We start from the raw sequence: 24,299 nt of genomic DNA on the forward strand, positions 1-24,299 counted from the left end.
GGAGGTGGGGGCCGGGCCGGGTGCTGCCGGGGCTCTCGGGCAGGTCGGTGGTTGCGGTGCCGTCCTTCGTCATTCGCGGCGGCGTGGTCCGTGACGCCCTTGACCCGAGGGTGAGGTGATGCGGTCGTGCTGTGTGAAGTGTGGTGTGGGAGGTGGGGGCCGGGCCGGGTGCTGCCGGGGCTCTCGGGCAGGTCGGTGGTTGCGGTGCCGTCCTTCGTCATTCGCGGCGGCGTGGTCCGTGACGCTCTCGATCCGAAGGTGAGGTGAGGGGTCGTGCTGCTCGAAGTGCGGGATCTGCATGTGGAGTTCCGGACGCGGGACGGGGTCGCCAAGGCCGTCAACGGGGTGTCGTACGCCGTGGACGCGGGGGAGACCCTTGCCGTGCTCGGGGAGTCGGGTTCCGGGAAGTCGGTCACCGCGCAGGCTGTGATGGGGATCCTCGACATGCCGCCCGGGAAGATCACCGGGGGCGAGATTCTGTTCCAGGGGCAGGACCTGCTCCGGCTGAAGGAGGAGGAGCGGCGGAAGATCCGTGGCGCCGGGATGGCGATGATCTTCCAGGACGCGCTGTCGGCCCTCAACCCCGTGCTGTCCGTCGGTGACCAGCTCGGCGAGATGTTCGTCGTGCACCGGGGGCTGTCGAAGAAGGACGCCCGGGGCAAGGCCGTCGAGCTGATGGAGCGGGTGCGCATCCCGGGCGCCGCCCAGCGGGTCCGGGACTATCCCCACCAGTTCTCCGGCGGTATGCGCCAGCGCATCATGATCGCCATGGCGCTGGCGCTGGAGCCGGCCCTCATCATCGCCGACGAGCCCACCACCGCCCTCGACGTCACCGTCCAGGCCCAGGTCATGGACCTGCTCGCCGAGTTGCAGCGCGAGTACCACATGGGCCTGATCCTGATCACGCACGACCTGGGTGTCGTGGCGGACGTCGCCGACCGGATCGCCGTGATGTACGCGGGGCGGATCGTCGAGTCGGCCCCCGTCCACGACATCTACAAGGCGCCGGCCCACCCCTACACCCGCGGCCTGCTGGACTCCATTCCGCGCCTGGACCAGAAGGGGCAGGAGCTGTACGCCATCAAGGGCCTGCCGCCGAACCTCATGAACATCCCGCCCGGCTGCGCCTTCCACCCGCGCTGCCCGATGGCCCAGGACGTGTGCCGCACCGACGAGCCCCCGCTGTACGCGGTCTCCGAAGAGCGGGGCAGTGCCTGCCACTTCTGGAGGGAGTGCCTGCATGGCTGAGCCCATCCTGGAGGTCACCGGCCTCGTCAAGCACTACCCGCTGATGCGGGGCATCCTGTTCAAGAAGCAGGTCGGCTCCGTGAAGGCCGTGGACGGCGTCGACTTCACCCTCGGCAAGGGCGAAACCCTGGGCATCGTGGGCGAGTCGGGCTGCGGCAAGTCCACGGTCGCCAAGCTGCTGTGCAACCTGGAGCGCCCGACCGCCGGTTCCATCAAGTTCAAGGGCGAGGACATCACCAAGCTGTCCGGCCGGGCCCTGAAGGCGGTGCGCCGCAACATCCAGATGGTCTTCCAAGACCCGTACACCTCCCTCAACCCCCGTATGACGGTGGGCGACATCATCGGGGAGCCGTACGACATCCACCCCGAAGTGGCCCCGAAGGGCGACCGTCGCCGAAGGGTGCGCGAGCTGCTGGACGTGGTCGGGCTCAATCCCGAGTACATCAACCGCTACCCGCACCAGTTCTCCGGCGGTCAGCGCCAGCGCATCGGCATCGCACGGGGGTTGGCGCTCCGCCCGGAGATCATCGTCGCGGACGAGCCGGTGTCCGCCCTGGACGTCTCGGTACAGGCCCAGGTGATCAACCTCCTGGACCGGCTCCAGTCGGAGTTCGACCTGTCGTACATCTTCATCGCGCACGACCTGTCGATCGTCCGGCACATCTCGGACCGGGTCGGCGTGATGTACCTGGGCCGGATCGTGGAGATCGGCAAGGACGCCGAGATCTACGACCACCCCACGCACCCCTACACCCAGGCCCTGCTGTCCGCGGTGCCGGTCCCCGACCCCGAGGCGCGCGAGCGCCGCGAGCGGATCATCCTGACCGGGGACGTGCCGTCCCCCACCAACGTCCCCTCCGGCTGCCGCTTCCGCACCCGCTGCTGGAAGGCCCAGGAGCGGTGCGCGCTGGAGGACCCGCTGCTGGCGGTCCCCGAGGAGTTCCGCGGGGCTTCGGGCCCGGCGGTCCACGACTCGGCCTGCTTCTTCGCGGAGGAGCTGACGGTCGTACCGCCGGAGGAACCGCCCGCGAACGGGAACGGGCCGGGGTGACAAGGCGTCCCCCGGCCCGTTGACGGCACCCGCACGGCCGTACGCTGACCAGCGTCGCGCGTCCGGATATCGGTGCCGCTTCCACGAAGTTGCCTGCGTGTTAACGCAGTTCACGACCGTTTGCCACTGCGGCTACGGCTTGTGCGGTTCTGCCAGCGCCCGCTTGAGGAAGTCCACCTGGAGCAGCAGCAGGTTCTCCGCGACCGTCTCCTGCGGGGTCATGTGGGTCACCCCGGACAGGGGCAGCACCTCGTGCGGGCGGCCGGCGGCCAGCAGGGCCGTGGAGAGCCGGAGCGAGTGGGCGACCACCACGTTGTCGTCCGCCAGCCCGTGGATGATCATCATCGGCCGGTGCGGCTCGGCGGGGTCGACCAGGCCCGCGTCGTCGATCAGCGAGTTGCGCCGGTACGACTCCGGCTGCTCGTCGGGGTGGCCGAGGTAACGCTCCTGATAGTGGGTGTCGTAGAGCCGCAGATCGGTCACCGGGGCGCCCACGACGGCCGCGTGGAAGACGTCCGGGCGGCGCAGGGCGGCGAGGCCCGCGAGGTAGCCGCCGAAGGACCAGCCGCGGATGGCGACCCGCGTCAGGTCGAGCGGGAAGTCGGCCGCGAGTGCCTGGAGCGCGTCCACCTGGTCCTGGAGGACGACCGCCGCGAGGTCGTCCCGGATCGCCTTCTCCCAGGCCGGGGAGCGGCCCGGCGTGCCCCGTCCGTCGGCGACGATCACCGCGAAGCCCTGGTCCGCAAACCACTGCGAGGTGAGGTGCGCGTTGTGCGCGGCGACCACCCGCTGACCGTGCGGACCGCCGTACGGGTCGAGCAAAACCGGGAGGGGAGTGCCGGGTTGGTAGTCCTGTGGCATAAGCACGGCGCACGGAATTCGGCGTGCGCCCCCCTCGGTGAGCGTCACGCGCGGGGAGAAACCGGGAGCTTCGGCGTACGACCGGACAGTGGCCGTCGCTTTTCCGTCGCGCAGCACCTGCACCCGCGCCCCCGGCCGGTCCAGCGCGGCCGACACCAGGACCGTCACGCCTCCGGCGCGCACCGCGGAGTGCACACCGGGCTCCTGCGACACGCGTTCCACGCCGAGTTCGTTCACCCGGTACACATGGACCTCGCCGGTCTCCGGCGCCGCCGCCTCCTCGCCCGCGGAGGCCGTGACCAGCACGTCGTCGTCACTCACGTCCAGTACGGCGCGCACGTGCAACTGGCCTCCGGTCAGCGGCCGTTCGCCCACCGTCAGGACCCGCGCACCACCCTCGTCCGCGATCCGGACAAGGTGCCCGGAAGGGCTCCAGCAGGGCACACCGGCGAAAAGTTCCAGCCATGTTGGATCTTCATCAGCATGCACCATCCGGGTCGCCCCGGTGTCCGGATCCACCGCCAGGAACAGCTGGCTGTGCTGGTCCCGAGCCTGGACCAGGAGCAGCGGCGCCCCTGCCTCTGACCAGTGCACACGCGCCAGATACGGGTAGCGCGCCCGGTCCCAGGCGACCTCCGTGCGGGTCCCGTCCAGGCCAAGTACGAACAGCCGTACGTCCGCGTTCTCCGTGCCGGCCGCGGGGTAGCGGACGTGGTGTGGCTCACGCTCCGGGTGGGCCGGGTCGGAGATCCACCACCGCCGTACCGGCGTGTCGTCCACGCGGGACACGAGCAGCCGGTCCGACTGCGGAGCCCACCAGAAACCGCGCGAACGCCCCATCTCCTCGGCCGCGATGAACTCCGCGAGGCCGTAGGTGACGTCCTCGCCCTCCGGTTCGGCGAGCGCCCGGTCGCCCTCCCCTTCGGCGCCCACCACCCGCAGCGCGCCCTCGGCGACGTACGCGATGTGCCGTCCGTCGGGGGAGGGGCGGGGGTCGATCACCGGTCCGGGCACCCGGAGTTCATGCGCCGTACCGGCCCGCAGTTCGGCCGCGAAAAGCCGCCCTGACAAGGCGAAAGACGCCAACTCCACGGCCGTGTCGGTGGCATAGCCGACGATGCCGGCGCCCCCCTCACGGCTCCGCTCCCGGCGTGCCCGCTCCTCGGGCGAGAGCTGCTCGGCGGCGCCTTGGAGGAGCGCCTCCGGATCGGCGGCCACGCGCTCCGTGCCGTCCGGAAGGTCCAGGATCCAGAGGGAGTTGGCCCGGTCGGTGCCCGAGCTCGAACGCAGGAACGCGACACGCGACCCGTCCGGTGCCACGGCGAACGCGCGCGGCGCGCCGAGCGTGAACCGCTGCGTGCGGGCATACCGACGGGGGAAAGAGTCAGCCTCGGTCGTCATACCCCGACCATATTGGCCATGCGCCCCCTTGTGCGGCTGTGCGCCGAGCGATGCACGAGTACGGATAGTTATGATCACTACCGCTGTGTGGGTATGAACCTGCTGGCGTCTGCATGGATTTGCTCTACTGATCTAGGTCCAACCTAGAACAGAATGACAACCCAATAGTCCAAACCCCCCTTGTCCCTGGGATCTTTGGAGGTGAGCCGCCGTGGCACTCTCGATTTCGGCGGTGGTGCTGCTGGCGATCATCGTCTTCCTGCTGATCAAGAAGTCAGGACTGAAGGGGGGCCACGCGGTCGTCTGCATCCTGCTCGGCTTCTACCTCGCCTCTTCGACGATGGCCCCCACGATCAACGACCTCACGACGAACGTGGCGGACATGATCGGCAGCATCAAGTTCTGACCGGCGCGGCCGGGCCCGGAGGGTTGCCGTCGGGCCGTCCTGCCCGTGCGGACGACCCCGGCAGCCCGGACAGCACCGGACAAACGCCGGACGTAGGGTGGGCCCCATGACGGAACTGCCAGCCCGGCGTCTGCTGCTGGTGCACGCGCACCCGGACGACGAGTCGATCAACAACGGCGCGACCATGGCCAGGTACGCAGCTGAGGGTGCCCATGTGACCCTGGTCACCTGCACCCTCGGCGAGCGCGGGGAGGTCATCCCGCCCGAGCTGCGGCATCTGACCGGGGCCGCGCTGGGCGCGCACCGCCGCGGTGAGCTGGCTGCCGCGCTGGGTGCGCTGGGTGTGGCGGACTTCCGGCTGCTCGGCGGCGCGGGGCGGTACGGCGACTCCGGGATGATGGGCACCTCGGACAACGACGACCCGGACTGTTTCTGGCAGGCCGATCTGGACGAGGCCGCGGGGCAGCTGGCCGAGGTGATCCTGGAGGTCCGGCCGCAGGTTCTCGTCACCTACGACGACCACGGCGGGTACGGCCACCCCGATCACATCCAGGCCCACCGCGTCGCCATGCGGGCCGTCGAGCTGGCCGGCGAGCAGGGTCATCAGGTCCAGAAGGTGTACTGGAACCGCGTTCCGCGGTCCGTCGTCGAGGCCGCCTTCGCCCGACTGGAGGACGAGCTGTCCGTGCTGCCGTTCGACAAGAGCGCCAGTGTGGACGACGTCCCGGGCGTCGTGGACGACAGCAAGATCACCACTGCCGTCGACGGCACCGCCCACGCCCCCGCCAAGGCCGCCGCCATGCGGGCCCACGCCACCCAGATCGAGGTGGCCGAGCCGTACTTCGCGCTCTCCAACGAGCTGGCCCAGCCGCTGTTCACCACCGAGTACTACGAGTTGGTGCGCGGCGAGGCGCTGCCGGGGGAGGTCGATCTCTTCGCGGGGCTCACCATCCAGGAGGCGTCGTGAGCAACGACGGACGCGGGTCGATGCTGGCCCAGCCGCTGCAACTGCCCTCGGCCGGGCGGTTCGCCGCCCACGTCGGGCTCTTCCTGCTCGGTGCCGTCGCCGGGCTCGCCGGGGCCCTGGTGCAGGCCGCCTGGTTCCCGGGCGGGCTGCTGCTCGCTCTCGCGGGCGCGGCCGGGGTGTTCCTCGGCGGGGCGTTCGTCACCGGAGGCCGGGGCGGTGCGGTCGCGCCCGTGGTCGGCTGGATCGTGACCGTCCTCCTGGTCGTGACCACGCGCCCCGAAGGGGACTTCCTGTTCGGCGCCGGAATCGGGTCCTACCTCTTCCTGCTCGGCGGCATGGCCCTTGCTGTGATCTGCGCCACCATTGCCCCTGCCTGGCAACCCGGTGGCGGACCCGCCCGACTTGGCAAGTGACGTACCACTTCGCCATGCGGCGCAGGTGCGAGTCCGGTGTGGGTTTCCTCAGCGGTCGTGGGATACGCGCCAGACGCGGCCAGTATGGTGGTGCGCGCCGCCGAGCTGCCCGCTGAGGTCGTAACGGGCGGCGGAGCCAACCGGGAGAACCTGCCTTGAGTCGTGAAACTGACACTCCGTCCTCCGGGCCCAACGGGCGCGGTGGTGCCGCATACCCCTCCGGCACCCCGCCGTACGGGACCCCCATGGCTTCGGACGACGGTACGGGCGCGGGCCGTTCGGCCTCGCAGCCGGAAGAACGCAAGACCGAGACCACGCTGACGACCCGGATCCGGATCAACATCCCCGGATCGCGGCCCATCCCGCCGGTCGTCATGCGCAAGCCCGTCGGGGACGCCGAGGGCGCCGGCGAGGACACGGGCGCCGACGCGCCCGCGGCGCCCGCCGCCCCGACCGCCACCGGCACCGTCGAGCCGCCCGCGGAGCCCGCGGCGCCGGCCGACGAGAAGGCCAGCGACTGGTTCGCGCCCCGCAAGTCCGGCGCCCCCAAGGGCGGTCAGGGCGGCGGCGGCACGAACGGGGCCGGAGCGTCCGGCGGTTCCACCGCCGGTGTGAGCGCCCCGGGCGCTCAGGGCGCCCGTCCGGGTGGACCGGGAGCGTCCGGCGCCGCCGGTACCACCGGCGCGCGCCCCGGCGGCGGCCGTCCCGGCGGCGTGGTCGGCTCCATGAGGGGGCCCGGCGCCCCCCGCTCCGGCGGCAAGAGCGGGCTGCCCGGCGCCACCGGCGGCCCGGTCGCCCCCGGACACGGCGGCGGCACCGGTTCCTTCGACGTGACCGAGGCGCTGGCCGCGGGCCCGCTGGGCGGCGGCTCCCGTCCCGGCGCGAGCGGCAACAACAACGGCAACGGCAGCGAACCGCGCCGTGACGAGCTGCCGTACTTCTCGGAGAACGGCGGCCAGTCCCAGCGCGGCGCCTCCGGCGCGGGCGGCCCCGGCGGCCCCAGCGGCTTCAACGGCCCGGGCGGTCAGGGCGGCCTGGGTGGTCCGCAGGGGCCCGCGGGTCCGACCAGCGGCCCGGTCACCGGCGACGGCCCCCTCGTCCCGCCGGTCGGCGGCCCCGGCGGCACGCCTCCGCGCAGTGCCCTCGCGGACCTCGACGCCCCCGCCGGCGGTCTGGGTAAGGCGCCCGGCGGCGCCCCCGGCAACCCGCTCGCGGCGCCCGGCGGTCCCGGCGGCCTCGGCCCCGGTGGCGGCCTCAGCGACGACACCGCGATCCTCACCCCGCAGAAGCCGGCCCCCGAACCGGCCGCGCCCGGCTACCGCGCCCCGGACAACGTCTCCGGGCACACCGTCACCAGCGGCATCCCGGTCGTCCCGTCGGCCGCGAACTCCCCGTTCGGCACCGGCACCCAGCCCGACGGCCCAGTTCCCCGCACCGCGCCCAAGGCCGAGCCGGCCGCGCCGCCCAAGGCCTCGGCCAAGCCGAAGAAGAAGGGCCGCAGCAAGCTGGTCCTGCTCGGCGGCGGTGTGGTCGCCGTCGCCGGTGTCGCCTACGGCGCCGGGCTGCTGATGAACCACTCCGACGTGCCCAAGGGCACCACCGTGCTCGGCCTGGACATCGGCGGCGGCACCCGCGACGACGCCGTCAAGAAGCTGGACGACACCTTCCGCAGCCGCGTGAACAAGCCGCTGAAACTGTCGGTCGGCGGCAAGACGGTCACCCTCGCCCCGGACCAGGCCGGCCTCCAGTTCGACTACCAGGCGACCGTGAGCGAGGCCGCCACGAACGACTACAACCCGGTGTCCGTGATCGGCTCCCTCTTCGGGCAGAAGCGGGAAATCGCGCCGGTCATGCCCGTGGACGAGGAGAAGCTCCAGGCCGCCCTCCAGCGGCTGGGCGGCGGCTCCGGTTCCGGCTCGGTCACCGAGGGCGGCATCCAGTTCCAGTCCGGCAAGGCCGTGGCCGTGTACGGCAAGGCGGGCAAGGCCATCGACGCCGCCCAGTCGACCCAGGCGGTCGAGCAGGCGTACCGCACGATGGTCGAGACCGACACGGAGACCGCGGTGACCGTCCCGACGACCACCAAGCAGCCGACGGTCTCGAACGCCGAGGTCGACCGCGAGATGAAGGAGTTCGCGGTACCGGCGATGTCGGGCAGGGTGACGGTTCAGACGGACGCCGCGCACTCCGTCCCGCTGAGCCCGCAGAACTCGCTGTGGAAGTTCCTCAGGGTGGTGGCCACGCCTGACGGCAAGCTGACCGACAAGCCCGACCTGAACGCCCTGAAGCAGCTCTACGGCGGGGCCTTCGACGGCGTGCTGATCACCCGGGCCAACGGCAAGAAGACGCCCGTGACGCCCCAGGACGTCTACGTCGCCCTGCGCCAGGCGCTGATGAGCAAGACCAACCGGGTCGCGGTCATCCCGACGAACCCGAGCTAGTCCGGCGCACGTCGCGCAAGGGGGGTGTCCACGGGGCACCCCCCTTCGCCGTGTCACCCGATCCGCATGACATCTGTCATGCGGCACCCAGGACCGACGGCACTGCCGGGCACCCGGCCCCCGCCGCCATCATGGCTGTCATGACAATGACAGCGGCGCCGGCCACTACCACCCCGGTGGTCGGGTTCGACCAGGTGACCAAGACGTACGGGAACGTGCGGGCCGTGGACGGCCTCTCGCTCCGGCTGTACCCGGGCGAGACCGTCGCCCTCCTCGGCCCCAACGGGGCCGGCAAGTCCACCACCCTCGACCTGCTCCTCGGCCTCAAGCAGGCCGACGGCGGCACGGTGAACGTGTTCGGCACCAGCCCGCGCGAGGCGATCACCGCCGGGCGGGTCGGCGCCATGCTGCAGAGCGGCGGGCTGATGGACGAGGTCACCGTGGCCGAGCTGGTGAAGCTGGGCTGCTCGCTGCACCCGCGGCCGTACAAGCCCGCCGACGTGATGGCCCGCGCGGGCATCACGCAGATCGCCGACCGCAAGGTCAACAAGCTCTCCGGCGGCCAGGCCCAGCGCGTCCGCTTCGCCCTCGCCACCGCCGGCGACTGCGGCCTGATCGTGCTGGACGAGCCGACCACCGGCATGGACGTCTCCGCCCGCCATGCCTTCTGGGCCACCATGCGCGAGCAGGCCGAGCAGGGCCGTACGGTCCTCTTCGCCACCCACTACCTCGAAGAGGCCGACGCCATCGCCGACCGGGTGCTCGTGCTGCACCGGGGCCGGCTCCTCGCCGACGGCACCGCCGCCGAGATCAAGGCCAAGGCGGGGGCGCGAAGGGTCGCCTTCGACCTGGAGGGGCAGATCGACGAGGCCGCGCTGCGCACGCTGCCCTTCCTCACCTCCCTCGACGTGTCGGGCCAGACCGTCCGCATCCAGTCCTCCGACGCCGACGCGACCGTCCACGCCCTGTACGGCCTCGGTGTCTACCCCCGCAACCTCGAAGTCGCCGGGCTCGGCCTGGAGCAGGCCTTCGTCGCCATCACCGCCGCCGAGGAGGCGAAGCAGTCGTGAACAGCCTCATCAAGCTGGAACTCACCCGCGCCCTGCGCAACCGCAAGTTCCTGTTCTTCTCGGTGATCTACCCTGCGGCCCTGTTCCTGCTGATCGCGGGCAACGCCGACAGCCACACCAAGATCGACGGCACGGGCCTGACCCTGCCGACGTACATGATGGTCTCCATGGCCTCCTTCGGTGCCCTGACCGCCGTGCTCATGGGCAACAGCGAGCGCATCGCCAAGGAGCGCGAGAGCGGCTGGGTGCGCCAGCTGCGCCTCACCTCGCTGCCCGGGCGCGGCTACGTCCTCGCCAAGACCGCCAGCGCCGCCGTGGTCAGCCTGCCGTCCATCCTCGTCGTGTTCGCGGTCGCCGCGGCCGTGAAGGACGTACGCCTCGGCGCCGGGCAGTGGCTCGGCCTCACTGGCGCGATCTGGGCCGGCAGCCTGGTGTTCGCCGCGCTCGGTGTCGCCATCGGCTACCTGGCCAGCGGTGACGCGGTCCGGCCGATCACCATGATCACCTACTTCGGTCTGTCCATGCTCGGCGGCCTGTGGATGCCCACGACGACCTTCCCGCAGTGGCTCCAGGACATCGCCAAGTGGCTGCCCACGCACGCGTACGCTGGCCTGGGGCGGGCGATCGAGCAGAGTCAGGCCCCCAGTGCCCAGGACATCGCCGTCCTCGCCGTCTCCTTTGTCCTCTTCGCGGGCGGCGCGGCCTGGCTGTACCGGAAGGACACGCTGAAGGCGTGAGCACGATGACGGAAGACCGGAAAGCCGGTGCCCCGGAGCACGTACCCGTGGGCTGGCCGCCCGGCAACCGGCGCGAGCTGCTGGTCAAGGTGCTGTGGATCGGTGTCTGGCTGGTCTTCCTCAGCTCGCCGGTCGACGACCTGGCCAGTGGCCACCACACCACCGGCGCCACCGTGGCCGGTGCGGTCGGCCTCACCGCCTTCGTCGGGGTCTATCTGACGCTGGTCTTCCGCAACATCGGCCGGCCGTTCTCCCCGCGCGTGGTGTTCACGCTGGGCGGGATCCTCGGCGTCCTCGCCCCCTTGCTGGCCTACACGCTGGGCGGCGCCTGGCTGGGCCTCTTCGTCTACGTGTCCGTCGCCTGGGGGGCCACCCTGCCGGTGCGGGCGGCCTACTGGGCCATCCCGGCGACCGGCGTCGTGATGTACCTGGTCGGCCTGCACTCCGGCGAGGAGGAGGCCCGCGGCCTGCTCCTGCTGGTGGTGCTGATCGGGTTCGCGATGACCGGTGTCGGCCAACTGGTCCGTACGACCGTCGAGTTGCGCAAGGCCAGGGCCACCGTGGCCCAGCTCGCCGCCAACGAGGAGCGGCTGCGGCTCGCCCGCGACCTGCACGACCTGCTCGGCCACTCGCTCTCCCTGATCACGCTGAAGAGCGAGCTGGCCGGGCGGATGCTGCCCGGCCACCCCGACAAGGCGGCCCAGCAGGTCGCCGACATCGAACAGGTCAGCCGCCAGGCGCTGGTCGACGTCCGCGAGGCCGTCACCGGCTACCGGCGCCCCCGCCTCGCCGCCGAACTCGCCGGCACCCAGGTCGCCCTGACCGCCGCCGGAGTCACCGCCGAAGTCCCCGCCGAACCCGACCTCGCCGGCGTCTCCGAGGACGCCGAGTCCGCGCTCGCCTGGGCGCTGCGTGAGGCGGTCACCAATGTGGTCCGGCACAGCGGCGCCGACCGGTGCGCCGTACGGCTCCTGCGCCGGCAGACCCTGGACGGGCCCGTCCTCGAACTCGACGTCGAGGACAACGGATCCGGCGGCTCCGGCAAGGGGCCCGGCAACGGCCTGACCGGGCTGACCGAACGGCTGGAGAAGGCCGGCGGCAGCCTGGAGGCGGGCCGGATCAAGCACGGATTCCGGCTGGTCGCCCGTGTCCCCACGGCTCCTTGGGGGACGTAGGATCCGGGGCATGACGAGCACGATCAAGGTCCTGCTGGCCGAGGACCAGTCCATGGTCCGCGAGGCGCTGGCCGCGCTGCTGGGCCTGGAGGACGACATCGAGGTCGTCGCCCAGGTCGCGCGCGGGGACGAGGTGCTGGCCGCCGTCGGCCGGCACGGCGTGGACGTGGCACTGCTCGACATCGAGATGCCGGGCTGCACCGGCATCGAGGCCGCGGCCCAGGTGCACCGCGAGCACCCCGCGGTGAAGCTCGTCGTCCTGACCACCTTCGGCCGCCCCGGCTATCTGCGCAGCGCCATGGAGGCCGGCGCCGACGCGTTCCTCGTCAAGGACGCCCCGGCCGCCCAACTCGCCGACGCGGTACGCAAGGTGCTGGCCGGCGAACGGGTCATCGACCCCAGCCTGGCCGCAGCTGCCCTCGCCGAGGGTGCCAACCCCCTCACCGACCGCGAACGCGAGGTGCTGCGCGCCGCCGCCGACGGCTCCACCAACGCCGAACTCGCCAAGACCCTCCACCTCTCCCAGGGCACGGTCCGCAACTACCTGTCCACGGCCATCCAGAAGCTGGCGGTACGCAACAGGGCCGAGGCGGTGCGGATCGCGAGGGAGAAGGGCTGGCTGTAGGGCCCCTCAGTTGAGCATCGCCCGGGCGGTGTGGGCCTGCTGCCGGGCCTGCCGCGCGGTGGACTCGTCGACGACCTCGACCAGGTCTGCGTAGGCATCCAGCTCCTCGGCCCCTTCCGTGAACTCCCCGCGCTGCACGAGCACCTGCGCCCGCTCATAGCGCAGGCGGGCCGGGTGGGAGGGCAGCAGCAGCCCCAGCTCGACCGCCCACAGGGCGACGTCCGAGCGCTCCGGCCGGGCCGAGGCCCACGCCCGGATGTTGTTGAGGATCCGCTGGATCACCTCCAGCGGCGCCGCGGGCACCAGCATCGAGGGCTCCAGCGGCGCCCCGGTCGCCCCGACCACCAGCAGTTCGGCGTCCGCCCCCGTGAGCACCCGGCCCCCCTCGAACGGATCGGCCAGCACCTGCTCCTCCGGCGGGCCGAACCCGACCACGAAGTGCCCCGGCAGCGCGACCCCGTACACCTGGGCCCCCGCCCGCCGCGCGACCTCCAGCCACACCACCGACAGCAGGATCGGCAGCCCGCGCCGCCGCCGCAGCACCTCGTGCAGCAGCGAGGACTCCAGGCGCTGGTAGTCCGCGGGCGCCCCGCCGAACTCGTGGCGCTCGCCGAGCAGCCGCTGCACGGCCTCCGCCCACGCCCGCGGCCCGCCCGGACGGTACGGCAGCTCGCCCGCGAGCCGGTCCAGCTCCAGCTGGGCGGCGTCCATGCCGTCCTCGTCCAGCGTGCCGTCCGCCTCCGCGCCGATCAGCAGACACAGCGCCGACAGGTCCGGCCGCTCGGACCGGGCCTCCTCGGCGAACCGCCGCCGCAGCTCCGCGGAACGTTCCGGCGGGGGCGGGTACGGGGGCGGGAGGTGAGGGTGCCCCATGGCTGGCTCATGCCCTTCCACGGCGGTTCCTACGACCGTCCGGAGCCGGAATCGCCCGGCTCCCGGTAGTAGTGGTACGCGTGATGCCGCTCGAAGCCCAGCGCGGTGTAGAGCCCCTGTGCCGCCCCATTGTCCGCCTCGACCTGGAGCCAGGCCGCCGAGGCGCCCTCGTCCAGGGCGCGCCGGGCCAGGGCGGCCATGACCTCGGTGGCCAGCCCCTGCCGCTGCCGCAGGGGATCCACCTCGACGGCGGCGAACCCGGCCCAGCGTCCGTCCACCACACACCGCCCGATCGCCGCCGGAGGCTCCCCCTCGGCGCCGGGCACGGTCGCGAACCACACCGACGGACCTGCACGGAGCACCCGCAGGGCCACCTCGCTCACCCCCTTGCGCTGGTACCGGGCGAGCCACGCCTCGTCCACCTCGCGGGACAGCACCACCCCGGAGCCCTCGGCCCGGTCCGCGACCGGCGCGAGGTCGCCGATCCACACCCCGGCGCTCGTCTCACGGACCCAGCCGCGCCGCTCCAGCTCCGCGCACAGCAGTTCCTGGGTGTCCTCGGCTCCGGTGGCGGTCTGCACGAGAGCGGGCAGACCACGCTCGCCGTACCAGCGTCGTACGGCGGCCAGGGCCGCGTCGAGCGGAAGGCCGGGATCACCGAGCGGCAGCACACTGTTTGCCCGCCGAGTGAATCCGCCGGCGGCCCGCAGTTCCCACTCGCCGAGCCGTTCGCTCTCCACCGGCCGCCAGGCCCGGGAGGAGACGTGCGCGAGCTCCGCGTACGAGGCGGCGGGGCCCCGGCGGCGCGCCGGTGCGGCCGGTACGACCTTGCCCGCCACCAGCACGGACTCCGCGATCCGGACACTCTGCCCGTCCCGCCGTGTGATCATGAGCACGCCGTTGTCCCATGATGTGAGAACACCGACCGTGTCGGTGAACTTCACGTCCGGAACTCCAGGCTCCGTCAAGCACCGCACGGAGACCCGTTTACCCACGTCAGCAGCGGTGATGCGGACCTTGAGACGTCCTGCTGCAGAGATTTCCACTGGTCAGTTCACCCCTCCTGTTCGGATCATGCCCCGGAACGGAGATACTAGGGGCGGGCATCGACGACGCCGCGCTCCCGCGCACCCGGCGGCGGAGCCTGTGGAGGCTCGCCAGCGCCCTATCGAGGAGGAACGACAGCGTGACCTACGTCATCGCGCAGCCTTGTGTGGACCTGAAGGACAAGGCGTGCATCGAGGAGTGCCCGGTCGACTGCATCTACGAGGGCCAGCGGTCCTTGTACATCCACCCGGACGAATGCGTCGACTGTGGTGCCTGTGAACCGGTCTGCCCGGTCGAGGCCATCTTCTACGAGGACGACGTGCCGGAGGAGTGGAAGGACTACTACAAGGCGAACGTCGAGTTCTTCGACGACCTGGGTTCTCCCGGCGGCGCCAGCAAGCTGGGACTGATCGAGCGCGACCACCCCTTCGTCGCCGCGCTGCCGCCGCAGGCCACCGAAGAGTAATTCCGTAAGCGGCACTTGCGTAGAGCGCCGCCTCGGTCCCGTACGGCCCGGATCGTCCTGATCACCGCCGTACGGGACCGAGGCGTTTGCCGAACCCGACGAAAGTGAGCCACTGATCGTGTCCGCAGTCTCCGACCGTTTGCCCACGTTCCCCTGGGACAAGCTGGAGCCCTACAAGAAGACGGCGGCGGCGCACCCGGACGGCATCGTCGACCTCTCGGTCGGCACGCCGGTCGACCCCGTGCCCGAGCTGATCCAGAAGGCGCTGATCGACGCGGCCGACTCGCCGGGTTATCCGACGGTCTGGGGCACCCCGGCGCTGCGCGACGCGATCACCGGCTGGCTGGAGCGGCGCCTGGGCGCCCGCGGGGTCACCCACCGCCACGTCCTGCCGGTCGTCGGCTCCAAGGAACTGGTGGCCTGGCTGCCGACCCAGCTGGGCCTCGGCCCCGGCGACAAGGTGGCCTACCCGCGCCTGGCCTACCCGACGTACGAGGTGGGCGCGCGCCTGGCCCGCGCCGGCTACGAGGTCTACGACGACCCCCGCGACCTGGACCCGGCCGGCCTGAAGCTCCTCTGGCTGAACTCCCCGTCGAACCCGACGGGCAAGGTCCTGCCGAAGGACGAGCTGACGGCCATCGTCGCCTGGGCGCGCGAGCACGGCGTCCTGCTCGTCTCCGACGAGTGCTACCTCGAACTGGGCTGGGAGGCCGACCCGGTCTCGGTCCTGCACCCCGACGTCAACGGCGGCTCCTACGACGGCATCGTGGCCGTCCACTCCCTGTCCAAGCGCTCCAACCTGGCGGGCTACCGCGCGGCCTTCGTGGCCGGCGACCCGGCGGTCCTCGGTCCGCTGCTGGAGATCCGCAAGCACGGCGGCATGATGACCTCGGCGCCGACCCAGGCGGCGGTGGTGGCCGCCCTCGGTGACGACGCCCACGTCCACGAACAGCGCGAGCGCTACGCGGCCCGCCGCGAGGCCCTGCGCACCGCTCTGCTGGGCCACGGTTTCCGCATCGAACACAGCGAGGCCAGCCTCTACCTGTGGGCAACACGGGACGAGTCCTGCTGGCAGACGGTGGCCCACCTCGCCGAACTCGGCATCCTGGTGGCACCGGGCGACTTCTACGGCGAGGCGGGCGAGAAGTTCGTACGCGTGGCTTTCACGGCGACGGACGAGCGGGTCCGCGCTGCGGTGGAACGCCTGACGGCGTAACCGGCCGGCAAAGCCGACGGGGTCCGGGGAACTCCCTGGACCCCGTCGCCGTAGAGGTCGACGACCGCCGGCCTCAGCCGAGCGGCAGCCCCTTGGCCGGCAGCCCCTTGACCGGCAGGTCCGCCGTCGGCGCCCCACCCTTCGTCACGGTGGACGCGGTATCCCCGAGGACACCCCCCGCGGCCCCGGCCGCGTCGCCCGCGACCTGCTGCGCCGCGGGCGCCGCCTTCTTCACGGCACCGCCGCCGGTCTTGCCCGCGACAGAAGTGACGTTCTGGGCCGCACTGTCGGCGGTGTTACCGACGTGTGCCCCGTCCAGTGCGGTCAGGCCGCCCAGGTTCGGGGTGGCCGCCGGCAGAGTGGCCGCACCGGCGGAGCCGGCCGCACCGACCCCGGCTGCCGCTCCCGCTGCGACAAGCAGTGCGGCACGGGCGATCCGGCGGGTCAGAGGGAGGGACATGATGCTCCATTCGACGGGAGGGAACGGTGATGTGTCCGGGCTCGGACACGCCGTGACTACCGCTCGAGGCCGACGAAGGTTGCGGAGGCAAAAGGTAAAGAATGGATAACGCATCGCATTATCGTTTGTGGATAAAAACGGGCAAAGAACGCCCGTCCGAAATCGTGCAGAATCCTTACGGCTCTTGATTTCCAAGGGTTCCCGGAAACCCGTCGAACCTCACCGGGAAACCCGCACCCTCCCCGGCCGCGCAACCCGGCGGGGGGATCTCCCGCACTACTGTCCGGTCACGATCCGGACCGCCCCCACGGACTGCTCGGCGCCGCCGGCCCCCGCCGACCCGGCCGTCCGCCACGCGTCGCCGCCGTTCCCGGCGTGCCATTCCCGCCCCGCGTACGCCACCCGCTGGATGTGCAGCGCCGAGGAGTTGGCGACCGCCCAGTGCGCCAGCTGCCAGCCCCGCTCCTGCTCGCTCCGCCCGGCCGTGTCCTGCTTCGCGCCCTGCGGCACCGGCACGGTCACCGTCCGGCCGTGCGCGGACGAGGTCACGCTCGGGGACGGCGACGGCGACGGCACGGCCGTACCGCCCACCGTGGCTCCCGCCTCCTGCAGTGCGTCCCGCCCGAAGTCCCGTACCAGCGCGGCCCGCACCGCGTCCGGCCCCGTCCCCGTGGCCGTGCGCGCCGGACGCCCGTCGCAGGTCAGCGTGGCGGCGGCCTGCCCGGTCAGCGCGGCGGAGAGCAGCGCGGCGTCCGGCTCGTGCTTGGCGTACGCCTCCGGATAGCCGCTGCGCTGCACCTCCTGGGCCGCCTCGGTCAGCGGCAGTTCGATGTAGTTGTGCACCCGCGCCAGGTGGGCGTAGAAGATGCCCGCCGCGTACGCCGGGTCCATGATCTGCTGCTCGGTGCCCCAGCCCTGCGAGGGCCGCTGCTGGAACAGGCCCAGCGAATCCCGGTCGCCGTGCTGGATGTTGCGCAGCCCCGACTCCTGGAGCGCGGTCGCGATCGCGATCGTCACGGCCCGCTCCGGCATTCCGCGCCCGGTGCCGACGGCGGCGATCGTCGCCGCGTTCACCGCCTGCTCCGGCGTGAACTCGTACGACGTCCCGTCGCCCGAGCGCGAGACCACTTTGCAGCCGCGCGCACCCGTGCCCCCAGTCACGTACTGGATCACGAGGTAACCGACGACGCCGGACAGGACCAACAGGGCCGCACCGATACGGAAGAAACGGCCGCGACGCTTGGGACGGGTGGGGGACGGCTCTGGCACGCGTACAAGGTACTGGAGCCCTCTGAGGCCCTCACCAGGGGTGGGCATGTACACGCACTGCCTCCACAACCCGCCCCGCCGAGCGGCACGCTGGCAGGATCCGGAGGACACGGCCTAGGGTCGGGAACATGGCCGACACCTCGCTTGACCTCACGCTGGACGCCGCCGCGCTCACCGCGCAGCTCGTCGACTTCCCCTCCGAGAGCGGCACCGAGAAGCCCCTCGCCGACGCGATCGAGACCGTGCTGCGCGCCCTGCCGCACCTCACCGTCGACCGGTACGGCAACAACGTGGTCGCCCGCACGAACCTGGGCCGCGCGGAGCGGGTCATCCTGGCCGGCCACATCGACACCGTGCCGATCGCCGGCAACGTGCCCTCGCGCCTGGACGAGGACGGCGTGCTGTGGGGCTGCGGCACCTGCGACATGAAGTCCGGCGTGGCGGTGCAGCTGCGCATCGCGGCGACGGTCCCCGCCCCCAACCGCGACCTGACCTTCGTCTTCTACGACAACGAGGAGGTCGCCGCCGACCTCAACGGCCTCAAGCACGTCGTCGAGGCCCACCCCGAGTGGCTGGTGGGCGACTTCGCGGTCCTGCTGGAGCCCTCCGACGGCCAGGTCGAGGGCGGCTGCCAGGGCACCCTGCGTGTGCTGCTGAAGACCAGCGGCGAGCGGGCCCACTCCGCGCGCGGCTGGATGGGCTCCAACGCCATCCACGCGGCGGCCCCCATCCTGGCCCGGCTGGCCTCCTACGAGCCCCGCTGGCCGGTGATCGACGGCCTGGAGTACCGCGAGGGCCTGAACGCGGTGGGCATCAGCGGGGGAGTGGCGGGCAACGTCATCCCCGACGAGGCCGTGGTCACGGTCAACTTCCGCTACGCCCCCGACCGCACCGAGGAGGAGGCGATCGCGCACGTCCGCGAGGTGTTCGCGGACTCCGGGGTGACGGAGTTCGTGGTCGACGACCACAGCCCCGGCGCGCTGCCCGGCCTCTCCCACCCGGCCGCCGCGGCCTTCATCGAGGCGGTGGGCGGCACCCCGCAGCCCAAGTACGGCTGGACCGACGTCTCCCGCTTCTCCGCGCTCGGCGTTCCGGCGGTCAACTACGGCCCCGGCAACCCGCACTTGGCGCACAAGCGGGACGAGCGGGTCGAGGTGGCGAAGATCCTGGCGGCCGAGGAGCGCCTGCGGGACTGGCTCACTGCGTAAGGACTGCGTAAGAACGTTGCACGGGCCGCATGCGGCGCACGCATGCCGGACATACATATGTCCCCCCTCCGTAACCTGCATGGATCTACGCTGAGGTCGAAATACCCGCAAGCGGAGGGAGCGCACATGCCTACCGGCAACCCCGAGGGGAAGAAGGTGCCGCCGGACGAGCAGCGGCTCGGACCGGTCCTCCGAAGGCGGGCACAGGTGACGGCCAGCACGACCGACCAGCGGCTGCTGGACGAGCGGGCCCCGACGGACTGGGTCCACACCGACCCCTGGCGGGTCCTGCGCATCCAGTCGGAGTTCATCGAGGGCTTCGGCACGCTGGCCGAACTCCCGCCCGCGATCAGCGTGTTCGGCTCGGCGCGTACGCCGGTGGACTCGTCGGAGTACGACGCCGGGGTGCGGCTCGGGCGCGGGCTGGTGGAGGCCGGCTGGGCGGTGATCACGGGTGGTGGCCCGGGCGCGATGGAGGCGGCGAACAAGGGCGCGTGCGAGGCGGGCGGCATCTCGGTGGGCCTGGGGATCGAGCTGCCCTTCGAGCAGGGTCTGAACCCCTACGTCGACATCGGCCTGAACTTCCGCTACTTCTTCGTGCGGAAGATGATGTTCGTGAAGTACGCGCAGGGCTTCGTCGTCCTGCCCGGCGGCCTCGGCACCCTCGACGAACTCTTCGAGGCCCTCACCCTCGTCCAGACCCAGAAGGTCACCCGCTTCCCGATCGTCCTCTTCGGCAGCGAGTACTGGGGCGGTCTGGTGACCTGGCTGCAGAACACCCTGGTCGCCCAGGGCAAGGCCTCGGAAAAGGACCTGCTCCTCTTCCATGTGACGGACGAGGTGGAGGAAGCCGTAGCCCTGGTCTCAAAGGAGGCAGCCCGCTGACGCGGCGCCCCGGCCGGCACCGATCGGCCCCCGGCATGTCCCCCCGCCCCGAGGGCCCCGCCCCCGGGGCGGGGGCCCTGGGGCGTCAGGCCAGGCCTCGGCGAGCCACGGCAGGAGGACGGTGGCCGGCGATCGAGGCGACCATCTCCAGTACCTGGCGGGTCTCGGCAACCTCATGGACCCGGTACACCTGCGCCCCGAGCCACGCGGACACCGCCGTCGTGGCCAACGTACCGAGCAGCCGCTCCTTCACCGGCCGGTCCAGCGTCTCGCCCACGAAGTCCTTGTTGGACAGCGACACCAGCACAGGCCACCCCGTGGCGACCATCTCGTCCAGCCGCCGCGTCGCCTCCAGGCTGTGCCGCGTGTTCTTCCCGAAGTCGTGACCGGGGTCGATCAGCACCGACTCCCGCGGCACCCCCAGTGACACCGCCCGCTCCGCCAGCCCCACGGTCACCTTCAGGATGTCGGCCACGACGTCGTCGTACGTCACCCGATGGGGCCGTGTACGGGGCTCCACACCGCCCGCATGCGTGCAGACCAGCCCCACGCCGTACCGCGCCGCGACCTCTGCCAGCCCGGGATCGACACCGCCCCACGCGTCGTTCAGCAGATCCGCACCCGCCTCGCACACCGCCTCGCCGACCTCGGCGCGCCAGGTGTCCACGCTGATGATCACGTCCGGGAACCGCCGCCGTACCTCCGCGACGAAGCCGACGGTCCGCCGCGCCTCCTCCTCGGCCGTGACCTCCTCGCCCGGTCCGGCCTTCACCCCGCCGATGTCGATGATCGCGGCGCCCTCGGCCACCGCCTGCTCCACGCGAGCCAGCGCCGGCTCGTCGGTGAACGTGGCCCCCTGGTCGTAGAAGGAGTCCGGGGTCCGGTTGACGATCGCCATGATCACCGGTTCGTGCGGCCCGAATTCCCGCTTGCCCAGCCTGAGCATCCGCTGTGACCTCTTCTCGTACATCCCGCGTGCGTCCCGCGGTACGGCCGCCTCGGCCGCCTGTGACCCTAACTGTCAGACTCGCATGGCACGATCGGAGCCAGACACATTTGGCGCCCGGCACAATCCGGGACATCGAGCGTGGGGACTTCTGGCGATGGTGATGTTCTTGTTCCTGGTCGTCGCGCTGGCCGTCGTGGTCGCCGCGGTGACCCTCGCCGTGATCGGCGGCGGGGAGAGCACCCCGCTGCCCGAGGCGGCACCGGAGCGGCTCCAGGACCCGCTGCCCCCGGACCGCCCGGTCGACGGGGCGGACGTGGAGAGCCTCCGCTTCCCGCTCGCCCCGCGCGGCTACCGCATGGCCGACGTGGACGACGCCCTCGGCCGCATCGCCGCCGAACTCGCCGAGCGGGACGCCCGGATCGCCGACCTGGAGTCCGCGCTGGCCGGCGCCAGAGCCGCCGCCGCGCACGTCCGCATGGACAAGGGCGAGGGCGACCGTCCGGAGGAAGTGCGATGAGCGACGGAACCGCCCTCGCGGGCCCCGACGGCGCCCTGCGCTGCCCCTGGGCCCTGTCCACCGAGGACTACGTGACGTACCACGACGAGGAGTGGGGCCGCCCGGTCCACGGCGACGACGCCCTCTTCGAGCGGATCAGCCTGGAGGCCTTCCAGTCGGGCCTGTCCTGGATCACCATCCTGCGCCGCCGCCCCGGTTTCCGCGCGGCCTTCGCCGGCTTCCGGATCGAGAAGGTCGCCGCCTTCACCGACGAGGACCGCGACCGGCTGCTGGCCGACCCGGGCATCATCCGCAACCGCGCCAAGATCGACGCGACCCTCGCCAACGCGCGCGTGCTCGCCGACTGGGCCGAGGGCGAGCTCGACGAGCTGATCTGGTCCCACGCCCCGGACCCCGCCGGCCGCCCGGCCCCGAAGACCCTCTCCGACGTCCCCGCCGTCACCACGGAGTCCACGGCCCTGTCGAAGACCCTGAAGAAGCGGGGCCTGAGATTCATCGGCCCGACGACGGCGTACGCGCTGATGCAGGCGTGCGGGCTGGTGAACGACCATCTGGCACTGTGCGCCATGCGTGCTTCCGGCGTACCCGCCCGCTAGCCGCCCACCTGCCCGTCAGCCGCTCACCTGCCTGCTCAGCGGCCCAGGTACTTCGGCTTCTCCTTGTTCACGAACGCCTGCACCGCGATCGCGTGGTCCTCGGACTGTCCCGCGCGGGTCTGGAGTTCGTCCTCCTTCTCCAGGGTCTCGACGAGGGAGTGCGTGAGGCCGTAGGCCACCGCCTCCTTGAGCGCCGCGTACGCCACCGTCGGCCCCTCGGCCAGGGCGCGCGCCACCTTCTCGGCCTCGGCGCGCAGCTCCGCCGCCGGCACCAGCCGGTTGGCGATGCCCAGCTCCAGGGCGTCCTGGGCGCTGATGCTGCGCGGGAAGAGCAGCAGGTCGGCGGCACGGCCGGGCCCGACCACGCGCGGCAGCGTCCAGGAGACGCCGGAGTCGGCGGTGAGCGCGACGCCCGCGAAGGAGGTGTTGAAGGAGGCCGTCTCGGCCACGATCCGGTAGTCGGCGGTGAGCGCGAAGCCGAAGCCCGCCCCGGCCGCGACGCCGTTCACCGCCGCGACCACCGGCTTGGGCGCCCCGGCCAGCGCCCTCGCGATCGGGTTGTAGTGCTCCTTGACCGTGCTCATCGTCTGCCCGGCCCCGGTCTCCCGGTCGGCGGCGAGCAGCCCGATGTGCTCCTTGAGGTCCTGGCCCACGCAGAACGCCCGGTCCCCGGCGGCGGTCAGCAGGATCGCCCGGACGGCGGTGTCGCCGGCCGCGGATTCCGCCGCCTCCCGGAGGGCGACCTTGGTCTCGATGTTCAGCGCGTTCATCGCCTCGGGGCGGTTCAGCGTGATCGTCGCGAGTCCGTCGCTCACCTCGTAGAGCACGGTGTCGGCCATGGGGTATCCCCTCCGGTGTCGCCGCTGGTGACGTACCGATCGGTACGTCCCTGTCTGAAGGACAGCATGGCGGAGATCACCGTCCAGGGAACGAACCGGACGTGTGACCTGCGTCAAAGAAAACCGGAGCGGATGCGGGGGAGCCGCTTCCGCGTGGCGGCGCAGTATCGCAGTCACATCCCCGAATTGGGTGGTTTTGCTCGCGCGCGTTGTCCAAGCGATGCCTACCGATGTTGGTCATCGGGTCCTGAGATGCGGGATAATGGCTTGGAAGCAATGTGTTCGATGCCGGTGTCGCGTGTCCGAGTCGGATCGCGGCTGCCCTTCAGGGGGCTGTCGGCAGACGATGAGCTGGTTTCAGGAAGGGGAACGAGCATGGCGGCCATGAAGCCGCGGACGGGCGATGGCCCGCTCGAGGTGACCAAGGAGGGGCGGGGCATCGTCATGCGCGTTCCGCTCGAAGGCGGCGGTCGACTCGTTGTCGAGCTGACCCCTGACGAGGCCGAGGCGCTCGGCGACGCCCTGAAGAAGGTCGTCGTCTGACGCGCCAGCGACCCCAACCTTCCGGCTGCCCCGGTACCGCCTGCGGTGCCGGGGCAGCCGTTTTCCCAGGCTCCGCCGGCCCCGGGCCCCCGGGGTCACCCCTTGACGGGGCTCACCGCTTGACGGCGCACAGCAGCCCGTCGCCCACGGGTATCAGCGACGTCACCAGCTCCTGGCTCTCGCGCACCGTGCGCAGCAGCTCCCGCAGCTTCAGCACCTCGGTGGGCTGCGGACCGGAGTCGACGGTACGGCCGCCCGCGAAGACGCCCTCGAAGACCACCAGGCCGCCCGGACGCAGCAGGCGCAACGATTCAGCGAGGTAATCCGGGTACTCCTGCCGGTCACCGTCGCAGAAGACCAGGTCGTATCCGGCGTCCGCGAGCCGCGGCAGCACGTCCAGGGCGCGGCCCGGGATGAACCGGGCCCGGTTGCTGGCGAAGCCGCAGGCGCGGAAGGCCTGGCGGGCGAACTGCTGGTGCTCGGGCTCCGGGTCGACGGTGGTGAGGACCCCGTCCGGGCGCATGCCGTGCAGCAGATGGATTCCGGAGACCCCGCAGCCGGTCCCGATCTCCGCGACCGCCTTGGCGTCCACGGAGGCGGCGAGCACCCGCAGCGCGGAGCCCGTGCCGGGCGCCACCGAGCGCAGCCCTGCCTCGCGGGCCCGGTCGCGGGCCCAGCGCAGCGCTTCGTCCTCGGCGACAAAGGCGTCGGCGAACGCCCAGCTCGTCTGCCGGTTGCCGGTAATGACCCTCTCCCGTCCCCATGATTGCCTCGGCGTGACTGTATCCGTTGGCACCGGGAACCCGCAGATGGGACCGGGCGTTTATAGGGATGAGACGGTGGCCGGGGACGCGACGGGGGGTAAGAGGTGGAACAGGGCGCCGAGCAAGTGCTGACGCAGCCGTATGAGCCGTATCAGCACGTATCAAATTCTCGTAAAACCGCTTATCCGGAGCTAACGGGCGAGGTGGCTATGGTAGGGGCTCCACTGGACACCACCAGAGCCGACAGGGGAGGTGCGGCTGCGCCCGAAGAC

Annotated in this window: 25 protein-coding genes; 17 read left to right on the top strand and 8 right to left on the bottom strand. The window is 71.7% G+C overall.

Annotation, left to right across the window (positions count from 1 at the left end):
* Positions 1–273: 273 nt before the first annotated feature.
* Entirely contained in the window at positions 274–1,248 is a 975-nt protein-coding gene (locus ACWD3E_RS24760; RefSeq protein ID WP_451389749.1) for an ABC transporter ATP-binding protein, read from the top strand.
* The gene (locus tag ACWD3E_RS24765) at positions 1,241–2,299 is read left to right on the top strand and encodes an ABC transporter ATP-binding protein (protein ID WP_451389750.1); all 1,059 of its coding nucleotides are present in this window, start codon (positions 1,241–1,243) and stop codon (positions 2,297–2,299) included. Before ACWD3E_RS24760 ends, ACWD3E_RS24765 begins: the two co-directional genes overlap by 8 nt.
* Positions 2,300–2,431: 132 nt before the next feature.
* Here the strand turns inward: ACWD3E_RS24765 and ACWD3E_RS24770 are convergent, their stop codons facing one another.
* Entirely contained in the window at positions 2,432–4,561 is a 2,130-nt protein-coding gene (locus ACWD3E_RS24770) for a prolyl oligopeptidase family serine peptidase (protein ID WP_451389751.1), read from the bottom strand.
* A gap of 211 nt (positions 4,562–4,772) precedes the next feature.
* On the opposite strand from ACWD3E_RS24770, the gene ACWD3E_RS24775 reads away from it, so the two are divergent.
* From ACWD3E_RS24775 to ACWD3E_RS24810, 8 genes are all read left to right on the top strand, one after another.
* Positions 4,773–4,967: a hypothetical protein gene (locus tag ACWD3E_RS24775; RefSeq protein ID WP_451389752.1), complete on the top strand. Its 195-nt coding sequence runs from the start codon at positions 4,773–4,775 to the stop codon at positions 4,965–4,967.
* A 106-nt stretch (positions 4,968–5,073) separates the two neighbouring features.
* Entirely contained in the window at positions 5,074–5,934 is an 861-nt protein-coding gene (mshB, locus tag ACWD3E_RS24780) for an N-acetyl-1-D-myo-inositol-2-amino-2-deoxy-alpha-D-glucopyranoside deacetylase (protein WP_451389753.1), read from the top strand.
* The gene (locus tag ACWD3E_RS24785) at positions 5,931–6,347 is read left to right on the top strand and encodes a DUF6113 family protein (protein WP_451389754.1); all 417 of its coding nucleotides are present in this window, start codon (positions 5,931–5,933) and stop codon (positions 6,345–6,347) included. The genes mshB and ACWD3E_RS24785 overlap by 4 nt, the downstream gene beginning before the upstream one ends.
* A gap of 155 nt (positions 6,348–6,502) precedes the next feature.
* Positions 6,503–8,788: a hypothetical protein gene (locus ACWD3E_RS24790; protein WP_451389755.1), complete on the top strand. Its 2,286-nt coding sequence runs from the start codon at positions 6,503–6,505 to the stop codon at positions 8,786–8,788.
* A 140-nt stretch (positions 8,789–8,928) separates the two neighbouring features.
* Positions 8,929–9,858: an ABC transporter ATP-binding protein gene (locus ACWD3E_RS24795; protein WP_451389756.1), complete on the top strand. Its 930-nt coding sequence runs from the start codon at positions 8,929–8,931 to the stop codon at positions 9,856–9,858.
* Entirely contained in the window at positions 9,855–10,595 is a 741-nt protein-coding gene (locus ACWD3E_RS24800) for an ABC transporter permease (RefSeq protein ID WP_451389757.1), read from the top strand. The genes ACWD3E_RS24795 and ACWD3E_RS24800 overlap by 4 nt, the downstream gene beginning before the upstream one ends.
* Positions 10,592–11,770: a sensor histidine kinase gene (locus tag ACWD3E_RS24805; RefSeq protein WP_451389758.1), complete on the top strand. Its 1,179-nt coding sequence runs from the start codon at positions 10,592–10,594 to the stop codon at positions 11,768–11,770. The genes ACWD3E_RS24800 and ACWD3E_RS24805 overlap by 4 nt, the downstream gene beginning before the upstream one ends.
* A 10-nt stretch (positions 11,771–11,780) precedes the next feature.
* Complete coding sequence (locus tag ACWD3E_RS24810) at positions 11,781–12,395, top strand: response regulator (protein WP_451389759.1); 615 nt, start codon at positions 11,781–11,783, stop codon at positions 12,393–12,395.
* Between the two features lie 6 nt (positions 12,396–12,401).
* On the opposite strand, the gene ACWD3E_RS24815 is transcribed toward ACWD3E_RS24810, so the two are convergent.
* A complete protein-coding gene (locus ACWD3E_RS24815) occupies positions 12,402–13,268 on the bottom strand; it encodes a transglutaminase family protein (RefSeq protein ID WP_451389760.1) in 867 nt (288 codons plus the stop codon).
* 29 nt (positions 13,269–13,297) lie between these two features.
* Positions 13,298–14,314, bottom strand: coding sequence for a GNAT family N-acetyltransferase (locus ACWD3E_RS24820; RefSeq protein WP_451389761.1), 1,017 nt, complete (start codon positions 14,312–14,314; stop codon positions 13,298–13,300).
* A gap of 140 nt (positions 14,315–14,454) precedes the next feature.
* On the opposite strand from ACWD3E_RS24820, the gene fdxA reads away from it, so the two are divergent.
* Positions 14,455–14,781 (top strand): ferredoxin, encoded by a 327-nt coding sequence (fdxA, locus tag ACWD3E_RS24825; protein WP_451351915.1) that lies wholly within the window; start codon positions 14,455–14,457, stop codon positions 14,779–14,781.
* A gap of 118 nt (positions 14,782–14,899) precedes the next feature.
* Complete coding sequence (locus ACWD3E_RS24830) at positions 14,900–15,997, top strand: bifunctional succinyldiaminopimelate transaminase/glutamate-prephenate aminotransferase (RefSeq protein ID WP_451389762.1); 1,098 nt, start codon at positions 14,900–14,902, stop codon at positions 15,995–15,997.
* Between the two features lie 73 nt (positions 15,998–16,070).
* Here ACWD3E_RS24830 and ACWD3E_RS24835 read toward each other — a convergent pair whose 3' ends face one another.
* Together ACWD3E_RS24835 and ACWD3E_RS24840 are read right to left on the bottom strand one after the other, a co-directional pair.
* Positions 16,071–16,457 carry an ATP-binding protein gene (locus tag ACWD3E_RS24835; protein WP_451389763.1) on the bottom strand — a complete coding sequence of 129 codons (387 nt, stop codon included), beginning with the start codon at positions 16,455–16,457 and terminating at the stop codon, positions 16,071–16,073.
* A gap of 276 nt (positions 16,458–16,733) precedes the next feature.
* Positions 16,734–17,726, bottom strand: a complete 993-nt coding sequence (locus tag ACWD3E_RS24840) for a heavy metal transporter (RefSeq protein WP_451389764.1) — start codon at positions 17,724–17,726, stop codon at positions 16,734–16,736.
* A gap of 128 nt (positions 17,727–17,854) precedes the next feature.
* On the opposite strand from ACWD3E_RS24840, the gene dapE reads away from it, so the two are divergent.
* Complete coding sequence (dapE, locus tag ACWD3E_RS24845) at positions 17,855–18,934, top strand: succinyl-diaminopimelate desuccinylase (protein ID WP_451389765.1); 1,080 nt, start codon at positions 17,855–17,857, stop codon at positions 18,932–18,934.
* 126 nt (positions 18,935–19,060) lie between these two features.
* Complete coding sequence (locus ACWD3E_RS24850; protein WP_451389766.1) at positions 19,061–19,819, top strand: LOG family protein; 759 nt, start codon at positions 19,061–19,063, stop codon at positions 19,817–19,819.
* Between the two features lie 85 nt (positions 19,820–19,904).
* Here ACWD3E_RS24850 and folP read toward each other — a convergent pair whose 3' ends face one another.
* The gene (gene folP / locus ACWD3E_RS24855) at positions 19,905–20,765 is read right to left on the bottom strand and encodes a dihydropteroate synthase (RefSeq protein ID WP_451389931.1); all 861 of its coding nucleotides are present in this window, start codon (positions 20,763–20,765) and stop codon (positions 19,905–19,907) included.
* Positions 20,766–20,922: 157 nt separating this feature from the next.
* On the opposite strand from folP, the gene ACWD3E_RS24860 reads away from it, so the two are divergent.
* Positions 20,923–21,285 (top strand): DivIVA domain-containing protein, encoded by a 363-nt coding sequence (locus ACWD3E_RS24860; protein WP_451389767.1) that lies wholly within the window; start codon positions 20,923–20,925, stop codon positions 21,283–21,285.
* On the top strand, positions 21,282–21,881 hold the full coding sequence (locus ACWD3E_RS24865) for a DNA-3-methyladenine glycosylase I (RefSeq protein WP_451389768.1): 600 nt from the start codon (positions 21,282–21,284) through the stop codon (positions 21,879–21,881). The genes ACWD3E_RS24860 and ACWD3E_RS24865 overlap by 4 nt, the downstream gene beginning before the upstream one ends.
* A 35-nt stretch (positions 21,882–21,916) precedes the next feature.
* Here the strand turns inward: ACWD3E_RS24865 and chcB are convergent, their stop codons facing one another.
* A complete protein-coding gene (gene chcB, locus ACWD3E_RS24870) occupies positions 21,917–22,720 on the bottom strand; it encodes a 2-cyclohexenylcarbonyl CoA isomerase (RefSeq protein ID WP_451389769.1) in 804 nt (267 codons plus the stop codon).
* Between the two features lie 375 nt (positions 22,721–23,095).
* Between chcB and ACWD3E_RS24875 the strand changes: the two genes are divergently transcribed.
* Complete coding sequence (locus ACWD3E_RS24875) at positions 23,096–23,263, top strand: DUF3117 domain-containing protein (protein ID WP_018544333.1); 168 nt, start codon at positions 23,096–23,098, stop codon at positions 23,261–23,263.
* A gap of 112 nt (positions 23,264–23,375) precedes the next feature.
* Here the strand turns inward: ACWD3E_RS24875 and ACWD3E_RS24880 are convergent, their stop codons facing one another.
* Positions 23,376–24,059: an O-methyltransferase gene (locus ACWD3E_RS24880; RefSeq protein WP_451389770.1), complete on the bottom strand. Its 684-nt coding sequence runs from the start codon at positions 24,057–24,059 to the stop codon at positions 23,376–23,378.
* Between the last annotated feature and the right edge of the window lie 240 nt (positions 24,060–24,299).

Source organism: Streptomyces sp. NPDC002676, from assembly GCF_053592455.1.

Bases quoted from the DNA above. Each gene is read 5' to 3' on its own strand.
- ACWD3E_RS24765 (WP_451389750.1), top strand. From the start codon at position 1,241: ATGGCTGAGCCCATCCTGGAGGTCACCGGCCTCGTCAAGCACTACCCG.
- ACWD3E_RS24770 (WP_451389751.1), bottom strand. From the start codon at position 4,561: ATGACGACCGAGGCTGACTCTTTCCCCCGTCGGTATGCCCGCACGCAG.
- mshB (WP_451389753.1), top strand. From the start codon at position 5,074: ATGACGGAACTGCCAGCCCGGCGTCTGCTGCTGGTGCACGCGCACCCG.
- ACWD3E_RS24795 (WP_451389756.1), top strand. From the start codon at position 8,929: ATGACAATGACAGCGGCGCCGGCCACTACCACCCCGGTGGTCGGGTTC.
- ACWD3E_RS24810 (WP_451389759.1), top strand. From the start codon at position 11,781: ATGACGAGCACGATCAAGGTCCTGCTGGCCGAGGACCAGTCCATGGTC.
- ACWD3E_RS24815 (WP_451389760.1), bottom strand. From the start codon at position 13,268: ATGGGGCACCCTCACCTCCCGCCCCCGTACCCGCCCCCGCCGGAACGT.
- ACWD3E_RS24835 (WP_451389763.1), bottom strand. From the start codon at position 16,457: ATGTCCCTCCCTCTGACCCGCCGGATCGCCCGTGCCGCACTGCTTGTC.
- dapE (WP_451389765.1), top strand. From the start codon at position 17,855: ATGGCCGACACCTCGCTTGACCTCACGCTGGACGCCGCCGCGCTCACC.
- ACWD3E_RS24850 (WP_451389766.1), top strand. From the start codon at position 19,061: ATGCCTACCGGCAACCCCGAGGGGAAGAAGGTGCCGCCGGACGAGCAG.
- folP (WP_451389931.1), bottom strand. From the start codon at position 20,765: ATGCTCAGGCTGGGCAAGCGGGAATTCGGGCCGCACGAACCGGTGATC.
- ACWD3E_RS24860 (WP_451389767.1), top strand. From the start codon at position 20,923: ATGGTGATGTTCTTGTTCCTGGTCGTCGCGCTGGCCGTCGTGGTCGCC.
- ACWD3E_RS24865 (WP_451389768.1), top strand. From the start codon at position 21,282: ATGAGCGACGGAACCGCCCTCGCGGGCCCCGACGGCGCCCTGCGCTGC.
- chcB (WP_451389769.1), bottom strand. From the start codon at position 22,720: ATGGCCGACACCGTGCTCTACGAGGTGAGCGACGGACTCGCGACGATC.
- ACWD3E_RS24875 (WP_018544333.1), top strand. From the start codon at position 23,096: ATGGCGGCCATGAAGCCGCGGACGGGCGATGGCCCGCTCGAGGTGACC.